The following is a 20,030-nucleotide window of genomic DNA, read 5'->3' as shown; positions in this document are numbered from 1 at the left end:
GAGTTAGGATGCGGGGTATTTAGAACGCGCGCGAGGAGGCCGACATGCTGCAGGGACGGGGGCTCGACTACGAGTCGATGGGGATGGCCATGGGCTACGCCCGGGACGTCCGGCTGATCAAGGCTCAAGCGACCGGGACCATCGAGGAGTGCAACCGGCAGATCTGCATCGGGAACGCCGCGTTGCGCGGCCGGACGGCCCAGGTCCATGCGCTCGTCGCGGCGCTGGAGAAGGCCTGCCCCGGGCATCCCCTCGTCGCCGAGACGGGGCGCATCTTCAGAGACGGGACGGCCGAGGTCGGCATCCGGCGGGTCTACTACGAGGCACATGACGAGAAGGCCCGGCGGGAGGGCGTGCCCCTGTGCGAACGCGCCCTGACGCGGGAGGAGTATGCGGTTCGGGCGGAGGCGGAGGTCCTGAGGACGCCCGTCGAGATCCGCGGCTGGTTTTTCAGCCGGTGGTACTGGCGGGGCGAGCAACACAGGACGAAGGCCGGCGCCGAGCGTGCCCGGGCGGCCGAGGCGGCCCAGGCACGGGCGGAGGTCCTGGCAGCATGAGACGGGTCGTCATCCTCGCGGCCGCGCTGGCGGTCTTCTCAGCGGCATCAGCCCAGACAGGTCCGAGATCCGCCCCGCCTCCCTACTCGACGGGCGACCAGTGGCCCCGCGCCGGGGACCGCTTCTACTATGCCGTACAGACTCCCGCGGGGCCGGGTCGGACGCGTTACACCTACGTCGACGCCGTCCCGGACGGGCATGCCGGCTGGACGGTGACGGTGGCCTGCGGGGAGCACGACGCCCGGACGGGACGGGAGACGTCGCGCCACGTCGCAAGGGGAACCGCTGGGCGGGGGCGGATGCCGGCCATCGGCGGGGCGGCCGCCTTCCCGGACGGGACGAGGCTGTCCTTCCTGATCGGCCAGGAACCGGGGTCCGACGCCCTCGACCTCACGTCCGAGTTCACGGACGCCCGCTGCGCCTCGGGCCTGGGGCAGATCTCAACCGGGGACTGAGGCCGCGCCCCGGGCGGCCATTGCGGCCGCGAATGCCACCTTGCCTTGCTCGGCGGCCCGGTGGCGGATCGCCTGATGGCGGGCGCGGACGCCGTCGGCGAGATCCTGCTCGCCGGCCGCGGCCAGGACGTCGGCCGCCGTGCGCAGCGCCATCTCCCTCGCCCACGCCATCGTCCCGGCGCTGGGCGCGCCCTCGCCGATGCGCCAGCGTGAAAGTTTACGCGGGTTCTCGCCGATGCGGTCGGCGATCTTGCCTTCCCAATGTTGGCCGTGGATCGCCCGGCCGATGCGGGCAAGGGCGGCGTAGGAAGGCGCCTCATCGAGGACGGGGCCGCCATTCCCGCCGGACGGCTGGGACTGGGCGGGGATGAGGTCGGTGTCGGTGTCGGTGGTGACTTCGGCCACGGCGGGCCTCCTGGATCGAGGGGCACGGGGCCGGCCGCGCTGGGGGCGGGCCGGCCTATCGGAAGCGGGGGAGAATTAGGTTCGCTTTACTTGCACGGCCTCAGAGGCCGGGGAACGAGCCCTGCTTGGCGGCGACGGCGGCCTGGAGGGCGATGGTCTTACCGGGACCGATGGCCCACCGCTGGCGGAGCCAAGCCAGCCCGCTCCGGGTCACCATCGTCTGGGGGCTCGTGCCATGGTAGCCGTTGGGCTTCAGCTTGACCTTGAGGTGCCCGTCTTTCCTGAGGTCCGCCCGGGGCTGTAAGAATCCGTCGGCGTCGAAGCAGTACCGCTTGTCGCGGAGCCAGGCGAAGAAGAGCTTCTCCGGCGCCCCGATCACGCGAGCCGCCGTCGAGAGGTGGCAGAGGCCGTCGTCGTCGAGGAAGGCGAGGTAGGCGTCGATCATCGGCTTGGCCGCCTCGATCTCGCCCTTGGCGACTACGAGCTCGGCCGCCCGCTCCTGGGTCAACTGGAGCAGCTGCAGGGCGATGGTCTGCATCTGACCGATGTCCCGGACGTCGATCTGCACCGGCGCCGAGGCGGAGCGGCGGCTGAGCTCCTTCTCCATGGCGTTGAATGCGGCGATGTAGTCGCGCTTCCACTGGTGCGCCCGCTCGCCGGTGAACCCGAAGACGACGAGGGCGAATGCGTCCCGGTCGAGACGGTAGGACATGACGTCCCGCTTGGCGCCGTTGCCCGTTGCGACCGCCTCGAACGTCGGCACGATTTCGTGCCCAAGCATTTCGGGGCTGCGGGCCAGGGCGGTGCGAACCGCGACCAGTACCGACTTGTGGGCCTTGGAGAAGTAGGCCGCGATGTCGTGGGTGTCCGCCCTCGCCGTGCCGTCGATGATGGCGACCACGGGACGGGGGGGCTGGCTCGTGTTAACTCTCGTGACGGCGTTGGACACGGTGTGCTCCGGTCTGACGTTAGGCCGCCGTCGGGTGTTTCCCGCACTCGCCGGTGGCCAACCCTTCAGCGGGTCACACCCCAAAGTACCGATTCGTTTACCAACGAATAGGGAATTCGCCGAAAAATCGGCGGCGGGGATTGACGCCAAGGGTGTCGCCTCAACCGCCCCTCCTCACAATCTGAGTACCTCCAAGGCTACGCGCCGTGCGCGTCCCCTTCCGCCGGGTCGGGAACGCATCCCTGCCCGAGGGCGGCCGCGGCGAGGATCACGTAAACGGCGAGGTAGGCGGTCCCCTCGCGAGTGTCCGGTTTCCCGGACATTACGGCGTGCGCGGCCCGCAGCGCGTCCCCGGCGAACAGGTTGGCCTCCTCGACGGGAGTCAGGGCCCGGCGGCAGGGGTCAGCCTCGGGCACGGTCGGCCTCCTCGGCGTCGAGGGCACGCACGGCCCGGTCGAGGGTGTCCTCCAGGCGGGCAGGCAGGGGCCGGTCCGGCGGGAGGTCAAGGAACCAGCGCCGGGTTCGGACGAGCTCGCGGGCGGCCTCGACGACTGCGAGGGCGGCCGGGGTCATGCCGCTCTCCACGGCGGCCGACGGGGCGGGTCGGCCAGGCACAGCCCGATCAGCATGCCCACGACGAATGCCACGGTCACGCTCACAGGTGCCTCCGGGGATGGCGGGACGCGGCGCCACGGACGGCGGCGGCGACGGCCTGGGGCGGGACGGCCCCGGGGACGGGTTCGCCCCTCAGGGCCCGGTGGACGTCGGAACCGACGAGGGGCGCCGGGGCGGCGGGGACCGTCATCGCTTCCCCCCGCGGACGATGCCCCTGACCTCGCCGAGCTTGCCGGCGCAGTCGGCGTGGGCGTCGCCTAGATCCTCGACGAACCCGGCGACGTCGCGCTGGGTGCCGCCCTTCCAACGGGGCGCGCCCGAGCATGTGAGCAACGAGTCCGGGAAGCCGGACATGTTCGGCTTCCCGGCATGGCATCCGGAGAGCGAGGCGGCGATCAACACGAGGAGGACGAGGCGGGTCATCGGAACCTCTGCAGCGTCTGCCCGAGGACCGGTGCCACGGGCCCGTCGTCCGAGGCCGGAGCGTTCCCGATCCGGACACGGGCGGCCGCGTTGGCCTTGGCCCGCGTCGCCGCGGCGGCCGAGGTCCGCTCCAGCGCGGCGATGGAGAGCTTCTGCGTCTCGACGGTGGCCTTCGCCGTCGCCAGGTCCCGGCGGGCGGTGTCGATCTCGTCCCGAATTCGGGACACGAAGGCGACGCCGTAGAGGATGACCGCGAGGCAGATGAGGGGCACCGCCAGGCGCGGCAGGTAGGCGAACGCCAGGGCGGCCGCCCCCATGGAGACAAGCGCCGCGATGCCGGGGACCGTCCACACCAGGGCGAGCGCGAGGCCGATCATCGGACAACGCCCGATTCGGACGCGACCGGGACGGCCTGGCGCGCCCAGTCACCGCCCGGGACGTCCTGGATCTCGATGGAGAGGACCTCGGGCAGCCGGCCAGCGATCTCGACGGTCCGGAGCCGGATTGTGCGCCCGGTCGGCCAGGGCTCGCCCAGCGTCCCGTCGCCGCCGAGGATGAAGCGGACGCGCTCCTCGGTCAGGGTCTCTCGGACGGTGGCGGGAGTCTGGGACACGGTCAGTGCCCCTTCTTCGGGTTCAGGCTGGAGGCGACATCCGCGAATGCCTTCCTGACCTCAACGGTGCCCTCGGTGGAGAACATGTAGGTGAAGTTCGGATTGCCTGAGACCTGGATCGGCACTTCGGTGATGGACACGCCCCTGCGGTCGGCATCGGTCCCCGACGAGAGCACCGTCCCGGCCGGGAGCTCGAAGGTCGAACCCGGGGTCAGCGTCAGGGAGTGGATGTCCCGGCACGGGCAGGCCGCGGCCTTCGCCCGGATGGCGAGCGCCTCCTTCGCGGCTTCGAGGAGGGCAAGCTATGCCATTAGGGCGAGGGCGGCGAGCAGGACAATTGCGAACGTCGACATGATCAGATCCCCTTCAGGCAGAGGGCGCGCTCGGCTTCGCGCCGGCGGGTCAGGCCGGGGAGACGACGCCGCCGGCGCGGTTGAAGCGGAGGATGGCGTCGCAGGCGGCGCGAGGCTGGCCGGCGTTCGCGAGGCGGGCGACCGAGCTCTTGCAGAACCCGTTCGTGCCGATGTTGTAGGCGAGGCTCACGTAGGCGGCGTACGCGCCGTCCGTGATCGCGGACGTGACGCACCCCTCGACGGCCACGGCGTACTTCTCCAGCGACGTCGCCAGCATCGCCTTGCACTCGGCCACCGAGTAGCTGTCGCCCGGCTTCACCCCGGCCGTCTCGCCGTAGCAGACGGTCCAAGGCTTCCCGCGCGTGGCCGGATCGGGATAGGCCGTCTGGCGCAGGCCCTCGAAGGTGCCGACCACGCTGATGCAGGCGGCGCCGAGGGTGGCGTTCCGCTTCGTGCGGGACGGTCCGCGTCCGGGCTTGCGGACGTCGGCGCGGACGTCCGGGATCGCGGACGCGCCGGCGATGGCCGGCTTGCGGTTGAGCCAGGCGAACATCAGGCGTCCTCTCCGGAGAGGCAGGTCTGGGCGACCAGCCGGGCGGCCATGCCGCCGAGGTTGACGGCGGCGTAGACGGTCGCGAATACCGCCGGCGTGATCGGGGGGGCTTGCCGAGAATACGGACATGCCGAGCTCCACCGCCCCGAGGACGGCCCTGACGGCGTTGAGCCGGAAGGACCAGGACCGCTTGGCAACGGTCTTGGCGTTGGAGACGAGCTTGGGCTTCCTCACGGCGAGGACCTCCGGATGCGGGTTCGGGTCGGCGCCGGGGGAGGCGCCGGGGGGAGCGGGAATGCCGCGCGCAGGATCTCGCCGTGGTCGTGGAGCGCCCGGGTCAGGTCGGTGCCGGTCCGGATCAGGCTGAAGCCGAGGTCCCGGTCGACCGGGTCGAGGGCGATGCGCGGAAGGCCGGGAACCTGATCGACCGGCCGGCGCGCCTCCTTGATGCGGCTGACGACGTACGTTCCGCCCGCGAGGAGGCCGCCTACGGCGATGGTCCCGATGGCCTTGAGGGCGTTGGCCGGCAGGCCGATGAACGTGGTGAGCCACTCAGTCACGGGCAGCCCTCGAAATGATGCGCGCGCGCGTCGTTGCGGCCCTGGTCCCAGATGGCCCGGAGCGCGCAGTAGGTGTCGACGAGGGCGAGGATGCCGTAGGCTCCGCAGCCCGTGTTCCAGCCGGGGTACCCGTCACGGGCCAGGAGGAATGCCATCCCGGACCAGACGCAGGCGCCGACGGTGGCGGTGACGAACTGGAGCGAGGGTGAGTGGCGCTTCGACCCGTTCACCCAGAGGCCGATCATCCGGATAAGGGCGACGCCGAGGAGCGTGGCGCCCCAGGTGCCCTCGGGGGCGATGGCGGACCAGGCGTCGAACGTCGGACGCAAGAACGTGGCGCCCGGCAGCAGCAGGGCGACCGCGACGCCGAAGAGGACGAGGGCGCCGACCCACTCGGCCTCGCGCCGCTCGTGGTGCCCCTGGAAAGGCAAGCCGTACCGGGTCATCGACCGCTCCCCTTGCCGGAAGCCCGGGGTGCCTCGGCCTCGGCCACAGACTCGGTCTCGGGCTCGGAAGGCGCCTCGACCTCGGGGGCGGGCTCGGGCGCCGGGACGGGCACATGGTCGGCATGCACGACGATGCCGGTCTTGCCGCACCGGCCGCAGTGGACCTCGCTCCATGTCATCCCCGGGGCGATCAGGGGCGCCATGCCGGCCCTGCAGGCCGGGAGATCCTTGCAGGCATCGAAGGGGAAGGGCTGGTTGGTCATGGCGCGTACTCCGCGTCGAGGCACGTCCGCTGGCGGCGCGGGACGGGCGAGGAGGGACCGGCCGGCGCCATGTCGACGCGCACCTTCGTCGCGAGGACGGTGACGACGGCCCCGTCCACGAGGACCAGCTTGAGCCCCTCGGCGACGACGGCCCCGGCCGCGTTGGCGACCCCCAGGCCGCCGAGGATGGCGAGGTGCCGGCGGATGCGGCCGACGTTGACGGAGCGCGTCCGCAGCGCCGTCATGGCCGCCCCGTCGTCGTCGCCCGCGACGGTCACGCCCAGGGCGCGCTCGGCATACCGGCGGACGGCGTGGTCGGTGACGCGAGCCAAGATGCCGGTAGGATTGCGGCGTTGCTCCATGGCGTCACGCGGCCCAGATGCGGCGGACGCGGGGCAGGTAGATGAACAGTGAGCGGTAGTTCAATGACACGGTGACGGTCCCTGGTGGCAGGGAGAGCGTCAGGCAGCGGGCCCTATTCGGATAGGGACCGGGCGGCAGGTCATTGGCCCGATGGTCCCTGATCGAGGGAACCAGAACGACGAAGCCCCGCCAAACCTTTCGGTCGGGCGGGGCTCCCCTGAGATGTGCTGCATCTAGGACCTGTCGGCGAGGGCGATTATACTCCCGTTATCCCTGGCGTTTCAAGCGGATACGAGGGCGACGGTGGAGGTTCCGGCATCCAGGAGACGGGCCAGGAAGTCGGGTAGCGGGACCGGGATGGACGAGGCGCGCGGGGCGGAACGGAGCCCAGGGAAGGCCGCCACGGCACCTCCGCTGCGAGGTCCGCTACCCGCGTCCATCCCTGTCCCGGATGCCATTCTCGGGCTTCCCTGGGGATCGAGGGTCTGGGACAGGATCGAGATGGCAGCGGGACGGGCCGGAATGGCGTCGAGGGGGGGGTCCGAGGCGGTCGGTTCGCCCGAGGGGGGCAAGGGCCCCGGCACTGCCACTATAGAAGTGGTCGAACCGTGAGGAGAGGAGACGGACCCGTCCTCCGAGGTCTCGCAAGCGGTTTCGACGGCGGCCTCCGTCACGGTCTCGGCCACGGTCTCGGCGGGAACCTCGGCGGCCTCGGCCATGGCCCGGCGCAGGCTTGTCTCGCCCCGGCGCCCGACGAACGCCTGGACGATCTCGCGCATGGACCTGCCGGCCGCCTGCAGGGCGAGGGCCTCGCGACCGTCGGCGAGTCTGGCGGATACCGTGACGGCGAGGGGCGTGGCGCCGGCCTCGGCCCGGCGATCCGCCGAACGCTGCCTCTCCGACCGCACCACGCCACCCAGGAGAAGGGCCCCGGCACCGGCTGCGCGCAGGACGTCATCGGAGACGTCGGACAGGCCGAGCAGGCTCAGCATCTTCGACTTGGAGTATTCGTACATGACCGGACGCTCGACACCCTCGTGGTCACGGGTCTCGCCGTTCTCATGGCGCCGCAGAACCCGCTCCAGGGCGCCGAGGCTGGTCCGGAGCTCGCCCTCGGGCAGGCCCGCGGGACCGGCCAGACGCTCCGCCCACGAGGCGGCGGTCCCGCCCTCGGCCTGGGCGAGGGCGCAGGCGCTCAGGAACGCCCACAGGTCTCGCTTCCCGACATCCGGGGTCCCGCCCCACATGATGCGCACGGCGTCGAGGGCCTGGACGATGCCCGGCCAGTATCCGCCGGAAATCCGGCGGGTCGGCTGCCGATCCTCGTCGACGGGAAGGCCGGCGGCCTCGGCCTCGGCGCGGCGGGCCTGGCGACCGGCCTCGCGGATCTCGTACTCCGCCTGGCGCTCGGCCTGGAGGGCGGCCATCTCATCGCGGGTGAAGGGGAGGAACGCCGAGGCGAGATCCTCGAAGTCGTGCCGCTCGACGTCCGCCCAACTCGCCGGCCAGACCAGCCGGGCGACCTTGCCGCTCTTGCCATTGTAGCTCCCGGCCAGGCGCAGGACGCGGGCCGTGTCCGTCGCGGCGCGGTCGAGGCCGGTCCCGCGCCAGACCGCCGCCATCTGCTCCTCGTGGGCCACGACCTCGGGGTCCTGCCGACGGGTTCCGCCGGATGTCCGTACGACCTCAGCCGCCTTGCCGCCGGCGGGACCGAGCATCCACCGCTGGACCGCCCGATGCCGTCCGGTGACCCCCTTTGCCGCCATGAGCGGCTGATGAAGCCACACGAGATGCAGGCCTCGTCCGCTGAACAAGATGTAGCTGGGAAGCGGCTTCCCGGCGGCGCGCAGGCGCTCGATCAGGATGCCTGCCATCTCCTCCGGGTCGAGCCCACGGAACTCGGCCTGGTCGTGGCAGTCGCAGTCCGCGATCAGTGACTGCAACTGGACGAGCGAGGTCGAACCCCGGGCGCCATGGAACCTCTGCATCGAAAGATGCGTCGCCCAAAGCAGGGCGTCCGAGGTGGCGAGCTCGGAGACGGTGACGACACGCGTCTCCCACCGATGCTCACCGTCGCTGCCCTGGGACACCCGCATGAGGCTGACCTTACCCTTGACGCCGGGCAGGTCGGGGTGGAGCACGCGGGCGTGGGCTGCGCGGGGGGAGGCGTTGACTCGGGTCTGGTACTCGCCGCGCATGGCAACGAGCTCGGCCTCTGGACGCAGCATCGGTGCGAACGGATCGAGGCGTGCGGGAGCGATGGTAGGGAAGTGGAACAAGGCGGCGACGGTCCAGTGACGTCGCAGCGGGGCAGCACGACCCGACGCGACCCAGGAATGATCCCACCGACTCCGGAAATCTGCCAGACCTAAGCTTTGACGGGCCCCGGAAAGGCCTCTTCGCCCCAGGAGACAGACCTAGGTGATGGGATGCACTCAACAATGGACAGCCATCGCCAGGGGGCCTGTCGGTTCGTTCGTCGATGACGACGGCAAATACCTATTCGGCATCCGGAATAGCGTCCCGAGCCTCCCCAGCGGCCCATCCCAGAAAATCCGTTCGATATAACGAACTGCATGAATATTAGGCAACCTCGCACTTGGCCGCCTCATTCGCGGGCAATCATGCCCAGGAGTCACGGATGGGCTTTATCAATCCTTTCGCCAAGCCTCCCGGGAAGCGCAGGAAGCGCCATTCTGACCCGCCAGCCCGTCACCTAGATCGGGCCATGCACGGCCCGGCATGGCTGCGGACTTCGCCGTTTCCGCTGGCGTGGTGCTCGCCGGCCTGGTGATCCTCTACACCGGCTGGACCTGGCTCGACCCCGTCGTGAGCCTCGGCATCGCCGCAGTCATCGTGTGGAGCACCTAGGGACTCCGGCACGAGAGCCTCGCGATGTCTCTGGCCGCGGTGCCCACCGGCATCGATCCCTCGGCGGTACGAAGCCACCTCGAAGCCCTGCCAGGGGTCACAAAGCTGCACGGCCTCCATATCTGGCAGATGAGCACCACGGAGGTCTGCGTCACCGCGCACCTCGTCACGGCCGGCGAGCATCCCGGCGACGCCTTCCTGATGGAAGCCGCCAACGGGATGCTGGAGCGCTTCGGGATCGGACCCATCACCCTTCAGGTCGAGACCGGCTCGGGAACGTCCTGCTCCCTGGCCCCCGCCGAAGTGGTCTGAGAGTCCGTCCGATAAGTCATGAGGCGCGTCCCAGCCGTCGAACGAGGATCATGACGGCAGCGGCGTAGAGGAAGGCTTGGGCCGAGGCGAGGGTCGCCTCCGGGTCTTTTCAAAGGCGGCGGTTGCGGCTGATCCAGCCAAAGAAGCGTTCGACCACCCATCTGCGCGGGTGCACGGCAAAGCCGACTTGATCCTTGGGTTTGCGCACGATGTGGACGGTGATGATCGTTGCAGTCGCGGGCCTGTCGCCCGCATAGCCTGCATCGGCGAAGGCCTTGGCGATGAACGGGAAGGTCCGCCGCGACAGGCGCAGCACCGGTCCGGCCCCATCGCGATCCTGTACGTCGGCGGCCTGCGGATCGAGCACGAGCGCGCGCCCGTCCGTGTCGACCAGGGCCTGACGCTTGCGGCCTTTGATCTTCTTTCCGGCGTCGTAGCCCCGGGGGCCACCGCTCTCGGTGGTCTTCACGCTCTGGCTGTCGAGTACCGCGGCGGTGGGTGAGGCATGCCGACCAGCCCGCTCGCGGTCGGCCATGACGAGCGTGTGGTTGATCCGGCCGAACAACCCGTCGTCGCGCCAGCGCGCGAAGTAGCCGAACGTCGTGCTGCGTGGAGGCAGGTCCTTCGGGATCAGCCGCCAGGCGATACCGCCTCGCAGCACGTAGAAGATGGCGTTCAGGACCTCCCGCGTCGTCCAGACTGGCGGGCGGCCACATGGCGCCGGCTCCGGCATCAGAGGTGCGATCACCGCCCACTCGGCATCTGTCAGGTCGGTTTCATAGCGCAGGCCCGCACGGCTATGCTGCCGCCGGGTGGTCGGGGTCCACATGGCAGATCCAGGTCAGGTTTCAGCACCCTCTTGGAATCACTGCCATCCCGGCCACTCAACCCTGCCTCAGCCCCTTATCGGACGGGCTCTGAGACGTTCCATAGATACCAGCCGGATTACGAACCATCGGCCGGAAGGTTCGTTTGCAGGTCCTGGTTCACGGGAGGAGAGCGGGCATGGTCGAGCCGACGGACATCACGGCGCACATGGAGGTCCTGTCCGCGGACGGGCTCCATGTTGGAACGGTCGACCACATGGAGGGCGACCAGCTCATCAAGCTGACGCGGACGGACCCGGCCGCCCATGGTCGGCACCACCTGCTTCCCCTGGCCTGGGTCGACCATGTCGACGAGCGCGTTCACCTCACGGCCACGGCCGCCGATGTCAGGGCCCAGTGGGAAGATGACGGCGGCACGCCGGGCAAGTAGCCGTCCGGCCCCGTTCGTCCGCCAAACTAGATACCGGACGCCTTCGCTATGATGAACACCAGCTTAACGCTACAATGACCCCCCAATTCCATTGGGCCCAACATAGTCCCGACAGGTCGATACGTTTGTGGTCATGAAATAATCTCGGATCGGTTTTCGAGGGAGATGCGTTGCTGCCCATACAATGTTTCTGGGAGCACCAAGATGAAGCGCAAACTGTTCGCATTCGCGGCCATCGCGACCCTGGCCCTCACGCCGGCCGTTGCCGTGGCACAGCACATCGATGTCGGTCCGGGCGGCGTCCGCGTCCATGGCGACAGCCATGGGGAGCGTCACGGCGACGGCCACCACGGCGACCGCCATGAGCACCGAGAGGTCGTGCGCGAGCATCATCACCACGACGACCATCACGACGACCACCACGGCGGTGAGCGCCGCACCACGGTCATCGAGCGCCACTGACCATGGACGAGCCCGGGCATTACGGGGACATCCCCTTGATACCCGGGCTTCCCTGTCCCGTCCGCCTGATGGGTGAACGGAGACTTCAGGTCTCGTTCAAGTCGCCGACGACATGCTGCTGGCATCACCTGCAGAGGAAAGAGCCATGCGAGCCCGCGTTTTAGCCCTACTCGCCGCGACCCTGATCCTCGCCCCCGCCGCGGCGTCCGCCCAGTATTACGGCGGCGACTTCGACAGGCGCGGCCGCGACGTCCATGTCGACCGCTACCACCACGGAGACCATGACGACATCGTCGTGCATCGCCATCGCCGCCACTACGAGGAGCGGCCAGTCTACTACGAGCGTCGTTACCACCACCACCACCATCACGACTATTGAGGCTTGCCCCCTTTCGCGGGCCATCCGGCATGTACGGGTGGCCCGGAATGGTTCATAAGGCGGCCATGAGCGCAGTATCCCCGATCAGGGCCTACGAGGCGATGCGCGGCTGGTGGGTGACCGCCGTCCGCGCGCTGTCGTTCGTCCTGGTCCTGGCGCTCGTCGTCCCCGGAGCCGTCCCGTCCGCCGAGGCCCAGCGCCTTCCCGGCACGGAAGCCTCGCTGTCGGCCTACACGGCACAGGCAACGTCGGGCCAGCCCGACGGCTGCCCAGCCTGCCACGCCACCTGCGGCTGCCACCTCGCGGTCACCCCGGAAGGTTCTGCCTGGCTCCCGTCCGCCGCGACCGGGCGTCCATCCTACGCCACTGTGGACGTGGCCCTCGCCTCCATTTCGTCCGGCAGGCTTCCAAGGCCCCCTCGCGCCTGAGGCGGGACCGCCACGCCCGTGGCGCGTGCCCGGCCGGCCCTCCCAGCGGAGGCCGGTCTGCAGACCAAGCGTGACAAGCAACGGACCTACCAGATCGCCCGACGCGGCGTCCGGGTCCCAGGTGAACGGCCCTCCTTCCCATGCGTGCATTCCTGTCCGTGGCCTTCCTGGCCCTCGGCATCGCCATCGGCGGTGCTTTCCCCCGCGTGTCCGAGACCGTGCAGGGGGCGCTGGCCGCAGCCGGCCTCTCGACCGCGGGCAAGACGCCGGCGACCCATGTGGCTTTGACCAGGCCACCGGCCTCCAAGGCGGATGATGACGACGACCAAGAGCACGCCAAGGGCGAGCCCAAGCCTGCCGGCGAGCCCAAGCCTGCCGGCGAGCCCAAGCCTGCCGGCGAGCGGAAGCATTCGGACGACGAAGGCAATCCCGAGCCCGGAGGCCACAAACACGCCGAGGGCGGGGCGCACGGCCACGACGAGGAGGGCGAGGGCAAGATCAGGATGACCGCCGAGCAGGCCGAGCGGCAGGACATCAAGCTGGCCAAGGTCGAGGGCGGCGTCCTCTCGCGTCACCTTCTCGTGCCCGGCACCATCGCCCAGGACGCCGACCGCATCGCCCGCGTGCCTGCGCGGGTCGCCGGCACCGTTGCGGAGATGCGCAAGCGCCTCGGCGAGGACGTCGCCAAGGGCGAGGTCGTCGCCGTCCTCGACAGCCGCGAGGTCGCCGAGGCAAAAAGCGACTTCCTCACCGCGACGGTCAAGGCGGACTTGGAGAAGACCAACTTCGACCGCCAGAAGGCTCTCTGGGACAAGCGGATCTCGGCGGAATCGGCGTTCCTGAACGCGAGGGCCGCCTACTCCGAGGCAACCCTGCGCATCGACCTCTCCCGCCAGAAGCTGTCGGCCTTGGGGCTGAACGCGACCGAGGTCGCCGCCGCGGCCAAGAAGGACGAGACCACCCCGAACCTGTCGACCCTGCGCCGTTACGAACTGCGCTCGCCCCTCGCCGGTCGGATCGTGGAACGCAAGGTCGACGTCGGCACGAAGGTGGGCAGCGAGGGCGACCCGGCCGACGTCTACACGGTCGCCGACCTCTCCTCGCTGTGGATCGAGATTTCCGTTCCCACCACCGAGCTATCGAAGGTCCGCGAGGGAGCCAGGGTGACCATCGTCGGCGGCGAGGAGACCCCACGCCCCGAGGGCAAGGTCGTCTTCGTCAGCCCGATCCTCAACCCCGAGACGCGCTCGGCCCGGGTCATCGTCGCCCTGCCCAACAAGGACATGGCCTGGCGCCCGGGCACCTTCGTCACGACCGAGATCGAGATCGCACAGGACAAGGTCGAGGTTCGCCTGCCGAAGTCAGCCATCCAGAACATTGGGGCTGAGAAGGTCGTGTTCGTCCGGACCGAGGAGGGCTTCTCGAAGCGGGAGGTGACCATCGGGAAGGCGGACGACGACGCCTACGAGATCCTGTCCGGGCTGGAGCCCGGCGACGAGGTGGCGGTGGCCAACTCCTTCGTCCTCAAGGCCGAGCTCGGCAAGGCCGAAGCCGGCGACGACGATTGAGCGGAAGAAACGGTCATGATTTCCTCCGTACTCAACTTCTCCGTCCGGCAACGTTACCTCGTGGTGCTCCTGTCGCTCCTGGCGGCCGGTTTCGGCGCGTTCTCGCTGACCAAACTGCCCATCGACGCCGTTCCCGACATCACCAACAACCAAGTTCAGATCAACACGACGGCGCCGTCCCTGAGCCCCTCGGACATCGAGCGGCAGGTCACGTTCGCCATCGAGACCTCGCTCGCGGGCATCAAGGGCCTGGAATACACCCGCTCGCTCTCCCGGAACGGGTTCTCCCAGGTCACCGCCGTCTTCTCGGAGGCGACCGACGTCTACTTCGCTCGCCAGCAGGTCGCCGAGCGCCTGCGGGAGGCCGAGGCCGCGATGCCGTCCGGGACCGAGCCGCGCATGGGGCCGATCTCCACGGGCCTCGGCGAGATCTACATGTGGTCGGTGCATTACGCGAAGCCCGGGGAGCGCAAGCTCGCCCGCGTGGGCAAGCCCGGTTGGCAATCCGACGGGAGCTACCTGACCCCCGAGGGCCAGAGGCTCTCAACGGAGCTCGAACGCACGGCCTACCTGCGAACGGTCCAGGATTGGATCATCCGTCCCCAGGTGAGGACCGTCCCTGGTGTGGCCGGCGTCGACGGCATCGGCGGCTTCGAGAAGCAGTACCACGTCCAGCCGGACCCGATGCGACTGACGGCCCTTGACCTGTCGTTTGTCGACATCGGCCGGGCACTGGAGGCCAACAACGCAAATCAGGGCGCGCGCTACCTGGAGGACAACGGCGAGGGCTACGTCGTACGCGCCGCGGGGCGCCTTGAGAGCATGGAGGACATCGGTTCGGTTGTCGTGACCACGCGCGGCGGCGTGCCCGTGCGCATCTCCGACATCGCCGAGGTCCGCATCGGACGCGACCTACGAACCGGTTCGGGCAGCGAGGACGGGCAGGAGGTCGTCATCGGCACCGCCCTGATGCTCATCGGCGAGAACAGCCGTACCGTGGCCGCCGCCGTCGACGCCCGCATGGGCGAGATACGGCGTACGCTACCGCCCGGCGTCGAGGTCCGGACCGTCCTTAACCGCACCGTCCTCGTCGAGGCCACCATCCGGACGGTGGCGAAGAACCTGGCCGAGGGCGCCGCCCTCGTCATCGTCGTACTGTTCCTGCTGCTCGGCAACATCCGCGCGGCCATCGTCACGGCCCTGGTCATCCCGGTGGCGATGCTGATGACCATGACCGGCATGGTCCAGGGGCGCATCAGCGCCAACCTGATGAGCCTCGGCGCCCTCGACTTCGGCCTCATCGTCGACGGCGCCGTCATTATCGCGGAGAACGCCTTGAGGCACGTAGCCGAGAGGCAGGCCCAACTCGGGCGCAAGCTCGACCTGAATGAGCGCCTCGCCACCGTCCGGGCCTCGGCCGAGGAAATGATCAAGCCGTCCCTGTACGGGCAGGCCATCATCATCCTCGTCTACGTGCCGCTCCTGACCTTCACAGGGGTCGAGGGTAAGATGTTCGAGCCGATGGCGCTCACCGTCATCATCGCCCTGATCGCGGCCTTCGTCCTGTCGCTGACCTTCGTACCGGCGATGATCGCCATCGTCATCACCGGCAAGGTCACTGAGACCGACAACCTCTTCGTCCGTGCGATCAAGGCCGCTTACCGCCCGGTCCTCGGGGCCGCCCTGCGCGTGCCCATGCTGTTCGTTGCGGTCGCGCTCGTCCTGCTCGTGGGCGCCGGGTTCCTGTTCAAGGGGCTGGGCCAAGAGTTCATCCCGCAGCTCGACGAGAAGAGCATCGCGCTCAACGCCCAGCGCATCCCCTCGACCTCGCTGAGCCAGTCCCAGGCGATGCAGTTGAAGATCGAGCAAGCCATCGGACGATTCCCCCAGGTCGCCTACGTCTTCTCCAAAACCGGCACCGCGGAGGTCGCCTCGGACCCGATGCCGCCGAGCTCGTCGGACACCTTCGTCATCCTCAAGCCGCAGGCCGAATGGCCAGACCCCGGCCTGCCGAAGGCCGAGCTGCAGGAGGAGATCGAGAAGGAATTGGGGGGCCTTGCAGGCAACGTCTACGAGTTCTCCCAGCCGATCCAGCTTCGTTTCAACGAACTCTTGGCCGGTACGCGAGGCGACCTCGCCGTGAAGGTCTTCGGCGACGAGCTTGGCCCGATGACCGCGGCCGCGAACCAAGTCGCCGCGATCCTGCGGGGTGTCGAGGGTGCCGATGACGTGAAGGTCGAGCAGACGGCAGGACTGCCGTTCCTGGACATCAAGATCAACAAGCGGGAAGCCGCGCGCCTCGGCTTGAGCACCTCGGCCATCCAGGAGGTCATTGGGGCGGCCATCGGCGGCCGCGAGTCCGGCGCCGTCTTCGAGGGCGACCGGCGCTTCCCCATCGTAGTGCGCCTGAACGACAAGGTGCGCGAGGACCGCGAGGCCCTGGAGAACATCCCGGTCCCGTTGCCTCCCGGGCCGAACGGGCGCACCGCGTCCGTTCTCCTGAAGCAGGTGGCGAGCTTCTCGGTGACGGAGGGCCCGAACCAAATCTCGCGGGAGAACGGGCGGCGTCGGGTCGTGGTCACCGCCAACGTGCGCGGTCGCGATATCGGCTCGCTCGTCGCCGAGGCACAGGCCAAGGTCGCGTCCGATATATCGCTACCCACCGGGTATTACGTGACCTGGGGCGGGCAGTTCGAGAACCTTGCTTCCGCCCGACAGCGCCTGATGGTGGTCGTTCCCGTATGCTTCTTCCTGATCTTCCTGCTGCTGTTCTCGGCCCTGAACTCGGCCCGCGACGCCCTGCTGGTGTTCAGCGCCGTGCCCCTGGCGCTGACCGGCGGCATCGCGGCCCTGTGGCTGCGCGGGATGCCGTTCTCCGTGCCAGCTGCCGTCGGGTTCATCGCCCTGTCCGGGGTGGCAGTGCTTAACGGCCTGGTGATGCTGACGTACGTCAAGCAACTCATCGCCGAGGGTCGTCCGCGGCGCGAGGCCATCATGGAGGGCGCCATGACCCGGCTACGTCCGGTGGCGATGACCGCCCTGGTGGCGTCCCTCGGGTTCGTGCCGATGGCTTTGGCGACCGAAACCGGTGCCGAGATCCAGCGTCCCCTGGCGACCGTAGTCATCGGCGGCCTTATCTCGGCGACCCTGCTGACCCTCGTCGTCCTGCCGGCCCTCTATGCCAGGTTCGCCGGTGCGGTCGCCCCCGAAAGAAAGGATCAGCCCATGTCGGTCCAACCACATCTCCGCGCCGCCGAGTAGGAGGGTCGGAATGAGTAAGAAAGTCGCCCGAACCATCCCCGACTGGGGCGGGGGCGCACGTCGCCGACGGCGCGTCAGGCCCCATGTCCGGCGGGCGGCCAGCCGGACTTTCGGACTGGCCCTCATCGCAATCCCGGCCTGCGTCTATCTGCTCTACTGCCTCTGCAACATCGGCGGGAAGACGCACTTCCACCTGATGCCGATGGCGCCGACCCATCCTCAGGACGGCTCGCCATGGGGGGACAAGGCTTCGATGATGCGACAGTCGGCGACCGAGCCACACCCGCACTGACCGATGACGTCGCGCAATTCCTGGGCGAGCCGGGTCAGGTCGGAGAGCTTGCGCTCGACCTGGGCGAGATGAGAGCGGGCGATGGTGTCGACCTCGGCGCAGGATCGGTCTCTGTCATCGGCAAGGGCAAGGAGCTCCCGGATCTGATCGACCGTGAAGCCCAGATCCCGCCCACGCCGGATGAAGCTCAGGCGGCGTAGGTGCTCACGACCGTAAAGACGGTAGTTGCCCGCCGACCGGGCCGGGGCCGGCAGGAGCTTGACCTTCTCGTACCAGCGAACCGTCTCGACGCTTGTATCGGTCGCCGCAGCGAGGTCGCCGATGGTCATGGGGGATGCGTTCGCCACGGCCTTGACCCTGTAGTTGCTACAGGGTGCATATAGGGCGTCCCACCGCCTGGCGCGACGCCCGGGCCAACGGAGCGTGCCATGCCTGGGACAGGAACCATCGAGGATATCCCCACAGCCGCCCTGCGCTACCGCGTGAAGGGCATGGATTGCCCAAGCTGCGCGTCCAAGATCGAGACGGCCGTGACCCGGCTGCCGGGCGTCGGGGACGTACGCGTGAACTACACGGCCCAGGTCCTCGACCTCACCCTCAACGAGGCCGCCACGCCCCGGGCGGTCCTGGAGGAGAGGATCACCGGGCTTGGTTACGGCGTCGCCACCCTACCCACGGCCGCGGACCTTGCACGCGCGCACGCGACCGGGGCCGAGATCCCCGCCATTGAGGACGAGAAGGCGGAGCCGCCGGTCTGGCGAAGTCGCAAGGGGCTGCTCGCCCTGGCCATCGCAATCCTGTTCGCCTTGGGCTTCCTGATCGACCGGGTCCGTCCGGAGTTGGTCGGCGAGTACGCCTACTGGCCCGGCGCGCTCCTTGGGCTCGCCTTCTACGGACGCCGGGCCATCGCCGCGGCGCGCAACGGCTCGCCGTTCTCCATCGAGATGCTGATGTCGGTTGCGACCGTAGGAGCTCTGGCCATCCATGCCGCGGAGGAAGCCGCTGTCGTGGTCCTCCTCTTCACCGTTGGCGAGATGCTCGAAGGCTTCGCGGCTGGCCGGTCCCGGGCCGGCATCAAGGCGCTGGTTGGACTGGTGCCGAAGACGGCGCGCCTCATCGAGGAGGACGGCGTCGTGCGCGAGGTACCGGCCGCCGCCTTGCTGATCGGCCAGACCGTGCTGGTCCGTCCCGGCGACCGGGTCCCCGCCGACGGCGAGGTCACGGACGGCTCATCGAGCCTCGACGAGTCCCCCATCACGGGTGAATCCGTGCCTCGGCCGAAGGAGGTCGGTGACGCGGTCTACGCCGGCAGCGTCAACGCTGACGGTGCCCTGCAGGTCAGGGTCACCCGGATGCCGTCCGACAACACCGTCGCCCGCATCCTCCACATGGTCGAGGAGGCGCAGGCGTCGAAGTCGCCAACCGCCCGGTTCATCGACCGCTTCAGCGCCGTATACACCCCGGTCGCCTTTGCCATCGCCGCCCTGGCGGCGCTCGGTCCGCCGCTGCTGCTTGGAGCCGACTGGGGCACCTGGATCTATCGCGGGCTGGCGCTGCTTCTCATCGCCTGCCCCTGCGCCCTGGTGCTCTCGACCCCCGCCGCCATCGCCTCGGGGCTGGCCGCCGGTGCGCGCCGCGGACTCCTGGTGAAGGGCGGCGCTGCCCTGGAGACCATCGGTCGGGTGCGTACGGTCGCCTTCGACAAGACGGGGACGCTGACGGTCGGTCAGCCGCTCGTCACGGATGTCCTGCCGTTCGCCCCCGACATGACGGACCGCGCCATGCTTGGTCTGGCGGCGGCTGTGGAGGCTGGGTCGAGCCACCCCATCGCTCGTGCGATCCTCGAACGTACGGAGGCGGACGGCATCCCTCTGCGCCCAGTGCGCGATGCCCGCGCGGTTCCCGGCAAGGCCGTCCAGGCCACGGTCGCCGGTCGCACGGTCGTGGTGGCATCCCCGCGCCACGCCGCGACGCTGGCCAGCCTCTCGCCGGAAGCGGAAGCGACGGTGCAGGCCCTGGAGGAGGCGGGCAAGACCGCCGTCATCGTGGTCAGGGACGGCGAGGCCCTCGGTGCCATCGCGGTCCGGGACGAGCCCCGTAAGGACGCGGCCGTCGGCATCGCGTCCCTGCGCGGGCTCGGCGTCGAATGCGTGATGCTGACGGGCGACAACAGGCGCACGGGCGAGGCCATCGCCAAGGGCCTGGGGCTATCGGTCCGGGCGGATCTCCTCCCTGCGGACAAGCTCGCCGAGATTGGGGCCCTGAAGGAGCTTGGCACCGTCGCCATGGTCGGCGACGGCATCAACGACGCCCCCGCGCTTGCAGCTGCCAACGTCGGCATCGCCATGGGCGGCGGCACCGACGCGGCGCTGGAGACGGCTGATGCCGCTGTCCTCAACGACCGGGTGGCCGACGTGGCGGCGCTCGTCGCGCTATCCCGGGCGACGCTCGGCAACATCCACCAGAACGTGGCCATCTCGCTTGGGCTGAAGGCGGTGTTCCTCGTCACCACACTTGCGGGCGTCACCGGGCTTTGGCCTGCCATCCTGGCGGATACCGGCGCGACCGTCCTGGTGACGGCCAACGCGCTCCGCCTCCTAAGGGCATGATGGGGTCCCGACCGCACGGACGAGCCCGCCGTATCG

At 69.4% G+C, this 20,030-nt stretch carries 24 protein-coding genes and 2 pseudogenes; 10 read left to right on the top strand and 16 right to left on the bottom strand.

Annotated features, from left to right (window positions below):
• Positions 1-44 precede the first annotated feature (44 nt).
• Both AC6EUL_RS07740 and AC6EUL_RS07735 read left to right on the top strand, forming a co-directional pair.
• A complete protein-coding gene (locus AC6EUL_RS07740; protein ID WP_103711658.1) occupies positions 45-557 on the top strand; it encodes a hypothetical protein in 513 nt (170 codons plus the stop codon).
• On the top strand, positions 554-1,012 hold the full coding sequence (locus tag AC6EUL_RS07735; RefSeq protein WP_103711659.1) for a hypothetical protein: 459 nt from the start codon (positions 554-556) through the stop codon (positions 1,010-1,012). Before AC6EUL_RS07740 ends, AC6EUL_RS07735 begins: the two co-directional genes overlap by 4 nt.
• Here AC6EUL_RS07735 and AC6EUL_RS07730 read toward each other — a convergent pair.
• The 14 genes from AC6EUL_RS07730 to AC6EUL_RS07665 form a co-directional block, all read right to left on the bottom strand.
• Complete coding sequence (locus AC6EUL_RS07730) at positions 998-1,417, bottom strand: hypothetical protein (RefSeq protein WP_103711660.1); 420 nt, start codon at positions 1,415-1,417, stop codon at positions 998-1,000. The genes AC6EUL_RS07735 and AC6EUL_RS07730 overlap by 15 nt on opposite strands.
• Positions 1,418-1,517: 100 nt before the next feature.
• Positions 1,518-2,366 (bottom strand): Rha family transcriptional regulator, encoded by an 849-nt coding sequence (locus AC6EUL_RS07725; RefSeq protein ID WP_103711661.1) that lies wholly within the window; start codon positions 2,364-2,366, stop codon positions 1,518-1,520.
• Positions 2,367-2,563: 197 nt separating this feature from the next.
• The gene (locus tag AC6EUL_RS07720) at positions 2,564-2,782 is read right to left on the bottom strand and encodes a hypothetical protein (RefSeq protein ID WP_103711662.1); all 219 of its coding nucleotides are present in this window, start codon (positions 2,780-2,782) and stop codon (positions 2,564-2,566) included.
• Positions 2,769-2,939 carry a hypothetical protein gene (locus AC6EUL_RS07715; RefSeq protein WP_181017415.1) on the bottom strand — a complete coding sequence of 57 codons (171 nt, stop codon included), beginning with the start codon at positions 2,937-2,939 and terminating at the stop codon, positions 2,769-2,771. Before AC6EUL_RS07715 ends, AC6EUL_RS07720 begins: the two co-directional genes overlap by 14 nt.
• 228 nt (positions 2,940-3,167) lie before the next feature.
• Positions 3,168-3,404: a hypothetical protein gene (locus tag AC6EUL_RS07710; protein ID WP_103711663.1), complete on the bottom strand. Its 237-nt coding sequence runs from the start codon at positions 3,402-3,404 to the stop codon at positions 3,168-3,170.
• Positions 3,401-3,781 (bottom strand): hypothetical protein, encoded by a 381-nt coding sequence (locus AC6EUL_RS07705; protein ID WP_103711664.1) that lies wholly within the window; start codon positions 3,779-3,781, stop codon positions 3,401-3,403. Before AC6EUL_RS07705 ends, AC6EUL_RS07710 begins: the two co-directional genes overlap by 4 nt.
• Positions 3,778-4,017, bottom strand: a complete 240-nt coding sequence (locus AC6EUL_RS07700; protein ID WP_103711665.1) for a hypothetical protein — start codon at positions 4,015-4,017, stop codon at positions 3,778-3,780. Before AC6EUL_RS07700 ends, AC6EUL_RS07705 begins: the two co-directional genes overlap by 4 nt.
• A gap of 2 nt (positions 4,018-4,019) precedes the next feature.
• A complete protein-coding gene (locus tag AC6EUL_RS07695; protein ID WP_181017416.1) occupies positions 4,020-4,157 on the bottom strand; it encodes a hypothetical protein in 138 nt (45 codons plus the stop codon).
• A gap of 262 nt (positions 4,158-4,419) precedes the next feature.
• On the bottom strand, positions 4,420-4,923 hold the full coding sequence (locus AC6EUL_RS07690; protein ID WP_437178551.1) for a lysozyme: 504 nt from the start codon (positions 4,921-4,923) through the stop codon (positions 4,420-4,422).
• Positions 4,924-5,153: 230 nt separating this feature from the next.
• Positions 5,154-5,483 carry a hypothetical protein gene (locus AC6EUL_RS07685; RefSeq protein ID WP_103711666.1) on the bottom strand — a complete coding sequence of 110 codons (330 nt, stop codon included), beginning with the start codon at positions 5,481-5,483 and terminating at the stop codon, positions 5,154-5,156.
• On the bottom strand, positions 5,480-5,929 hold the full coding sequence (locus AC6EUL_RS07680; RefSeq protein WP_103711667.1) for a hypothetical protein: 450 nt from the start codon (positions 5,927-5,929) through the stop codon (positions 5,480-5,482). The genes AC6EUL_RS07685 and AC6EUL_RS07680 overlap by 4 nt, the downstream gene beginning before the upstream one ends.
• Positions 5,926-6,192: a hypothetical protein gene (locus tag AC6EUL_RS07675; RefSeq protein ID WP_103711668.1), complete on the bottom strand. Its 267-nt coding sequence runs from the start codon at positions 6,190-6,192 to the stop codon at positions 5,926-5,928. The genes AC6EUL_RS07680 and AC6EUL_RS07675 overlap by 4 nt, the downstream gene beginning before the upstream one ends.
• Complete coding sequence (locus AC6EUL_RS07670) at positions 6,189-6,524, bottom strand: hypothetical protein (RefSeq protein WP_499869706.1); 336 nt, start codon at positions 6,522-6,524, stop codon at positions 6,189-6,191. The genes AC6EUL_RS07675 and AC6EUL_RS07670 overlap by 4 nt, the downstream gene beginning before the upstream one ends.
• 312 nt (positions 6,525-6,836) lie before the next feature.
• Complete coding sequence (locus tag AC6EUL_RS07665; protein ID WP_181017417.1) at positions 6,837-8,834, bottom strand: hypothetical protein; 1,998 nt, start codon at positions 8,832-8,834, stop codon at positions 6,837-6,839.
• A gap of 463 nt (positions 8,835-9,297) precedes the next feature.
• Here AC6EUL_RS07665 and AC6EUL_RS07660 point away from each other — a divergent pair.
• Positions 9,298-9,738: pseudogene (locus AC6EUL_RS07660) on the top strand (cation diffusion facilitator family transporter); the annotation flags it as partial.
• 16 nt (positions 9,739-9,754) lie between these two features.
• Here the strand turns inward: AC6EUL_RS07660 and AC6EUL_RS07655 are convergent.
• Positions 9,755-10,567: pseudogene (locus AC6EUL_RS07655) on the bottom strand (IS5 family transposase).
• Positions 10,568-10,743: 176 nt separating this feature from the next.
• On the opposite strand from AC6EUL_RS07655, the gene AC6EUL_RS07650 reads away from it, so the two are divergent.
• From AC6EUL_RS07650 to AC6EUL_RS07625, 6 genes are all read left to right on the top strand, one after another.
• Positions 10,744-10,995, top strand: a complete 252-nt coding sequence (locus AC6EUL_RS07650; protein ID WP_210202096.1) for a DUF2171 domain-containing protein — start codon at positions 10,744-10,746, stop codon at positions 10,993-10,995.
• Between the two features lie 204 nt (positions 10,996-11,199).
• On the top strand, positions 11,200-11,457 hold the full coding sequence (locus AC6EUL_RS07645; RefSeq protein WP_103711593.1) for a hypothetical protein: 258 nt from the start codon (positions 11,200-11,202) through the stop codon (positions 11,455-11,457).
• 145 nt (positions 11,458-11,602) lie between these two features.
• On the top strand, positions 11,603-11,836 hold the full coding sequence (locus AC6EUL_RS07640) for a hypothetical protein (RefSeq protein WP_103711592.1): 234 nt from the start codon (positions 11,603-11,605) through the stop codon (positions 11,834-11,836).
• A 65-nt stretch (positions 11,837-11,901) separates the two neighbouring features.
• Positions 11,902-12,264: a hypothetical protein gene (locus tag AC6EUL_RS07635; protein WP_245436450.1), complete on the top strand. Its 363-nt coding sequence runs from the start codon at positions 11,902-11,904 to the stop codon at positions 12,262-12,264.
• A gap of 140 nt (positions 12,265-12,404) precedes the next feature.
• The gene (locus AC6EUL_RS07630) at positions 12,405-13,832 is read left to right on the top strand and encodes an efflux RND transporter periplasmic adaptor subunit (protein WP_103711591.1); all 1,428 of its coding nucleotides are present in this window, start codon (positions 12,405-12,407) and stop codon (positions 13,830-13,832) included.
• A gap of 15 nt (positions 13,833-13,847) precedes the next feature.
• Entirely contained in the window at positions 13,848-17,093 is a 3,246-nt protein-coding gene (locus AC6EUL_RS07625; RefSeq protein WP_103711590.1) for an efflux RND transporter permease subunit, read from the top strand.
• Between the two features lie 219 nt (positions 17,094-17,312).
• On the opposite strand, the gene AC6EUL_RS07620 is transcribed toward AC6EUL_RS07625, so the two are convergent.
• Positions 17,313-17,714, bottom strand: a complete 402-nt coding sequence (locus tag AC6EUL_RS07620; RefSeq protein WP_056378774.1) for a MerR family transcriptional regulator — start codon at positions 17,712-17,714, stop codon at positions 17,313-17,315.
• Positions 17,715-17,813: 99 nt separating this feature from the next.
• Here AC6EUL_RS07620 and AC6EUL_RS07615 point away from each other — a divergent pair, with 99 nt between their 5' ends.
• Positions 17,814-19,994, top strand: a complete 2,181-nt coding sequence (locus AC6EUL_RS07615; RefSeq protein WP_103711589.1) for a heavy metal translocating P-type ATPase — start codon at positions 17,814-17,816, stop codon at positions 19,992-19,994.
• Positions 19,995-20,030: the final 36 nt, after the last annotated feature.

It is taken from the genome of Methylobacterium sp. 001424705, from assembly GCF_059816145.1.
Note: the sequence above shows the minus strand (reverse complement) of the source record. Positions and strands in the feature narration are given on the sequence as shown.

Excerpts from the sequence above, each read along its gene's own strand:
- AC6EUL_RS07715 (WP_181017415.1), bottom strand. The coding sequence starts at position 2,939 with ATGACCCCGGCCGCCCTCGCAGTCGTCGAGGCCGCCCGCGAGCTCGTC.
- AC6EUL_RS07625 (WP_103711590.1), top strand. The coding sequence starts at position 13,848 with ATGATTTCCTCCGTACTCAACTTCTCCGTCCGGCAACGTTACCTCGTG.
- AC6EUL_RS07635 (WP_245436450.1), top strand. The coding sequence starts at position 11,902 with ATGAGCGCAGTATCCCCGATCAGGGCCTACGAGGCGATGCGCGGCTGG.
- AC6EUL_RS07650 (WP_210202096.1), top strand. The coding sequence starts at position 10,744 with ATGGTCGAGCCGACGGACATCACGGCGCACATGGAGGTCCTGTCCGCG.
- AC6EUL_RS07690 (WP_437178551.1), bottom strand. The coding sequence starts at position 4,923 with ATGTTCGCCTGGCTCAACCGCAAGCCGGCCATCGCCGGCGCGTCCGCG.
- AC6EUL_RS07740 (WP_103711658.1), top strand. The coding sequence starts at position 45 with ATGCTGCAGGGACGGGGGCTCGACTACGAGTCGATGGGGATGGCCATG.
- AC6EUL_RS07630 (WP_103711591.1), top strand. The coding sequence starts at position 12,405 with ATGCGTGCATTCCTGTCCGTGGCCTTCCTGGCCCTCGGCATCGCCATC.
- AC6EUL_RS07710 (WP_103711663.1), bottom strand. The coding sequence starts at position 3,404 with ATGACCCGCCTCGTCCTCCTCGTGTTGATCGCCGCCTCGCTCTCCGGA.
- AC6EUL_RS07675 (WP_103711668.1), bottom strand. The coding sequence starts at position 6,192 with ATGACCAACCAGCCCTTCCCCTTCGATGCCTGCAAGGATCTCCCGGCC.
- AC6EUL_RS07640 (WP_103711592.1), top strand. The coding sequence starts at position 11,603 with ATGCGAGCCCGCGTTTTAGCCCTACTCGCCGCGACCCTGATCCTCGCC.
- AC6EUL_RS07705 (WP_103711664.1), bottom strand. The coding sequence starts at position 3,781 with ATGATCGGCCTCGCGCTCGCCCTGGTGTGGACGGTCCCCGGCATCGCG.
- AC6EUL_RS07680 (WP_103711667.1), bottom strand. The coding sequence starts at position 5,929 with ATGACCCGGTACGGCTTGCCTTTCCAGGGGCACCACGAGCGGCGCGAG.
- AC6EUL_RS07645 (WP_103711593.1), top strand. The coding sequence starts at position 11,200 with ATGAAGCGCAAACTGTTCGCATTCGCGGCCATCGCGACCCTGGCCCTC.
- AC6EUL_RS07735 (WP_103711659.1), top strand. The coding sequence starts at position 554 with ATGAGACGGGTCGTCATCCTCGCGGCCGCGCTGGCGGTCTTCTCAGCG.
- AC6EUL_RS07620 (WP_056378774.1), bottom strand. The coding sequence starts at position 17,714 with ATGACCATCGGCGACCTCGCTGCGGCGACCGATACAAGCGTCGAGACG.
- AC6EUL_RS07615 (WP_103711589.1), top strand. The coding sequence starts at position 17,814 with ATGCCTGGGACAGGAACCATCGAGGATATCCCCACAGCCGCCCTGCGC.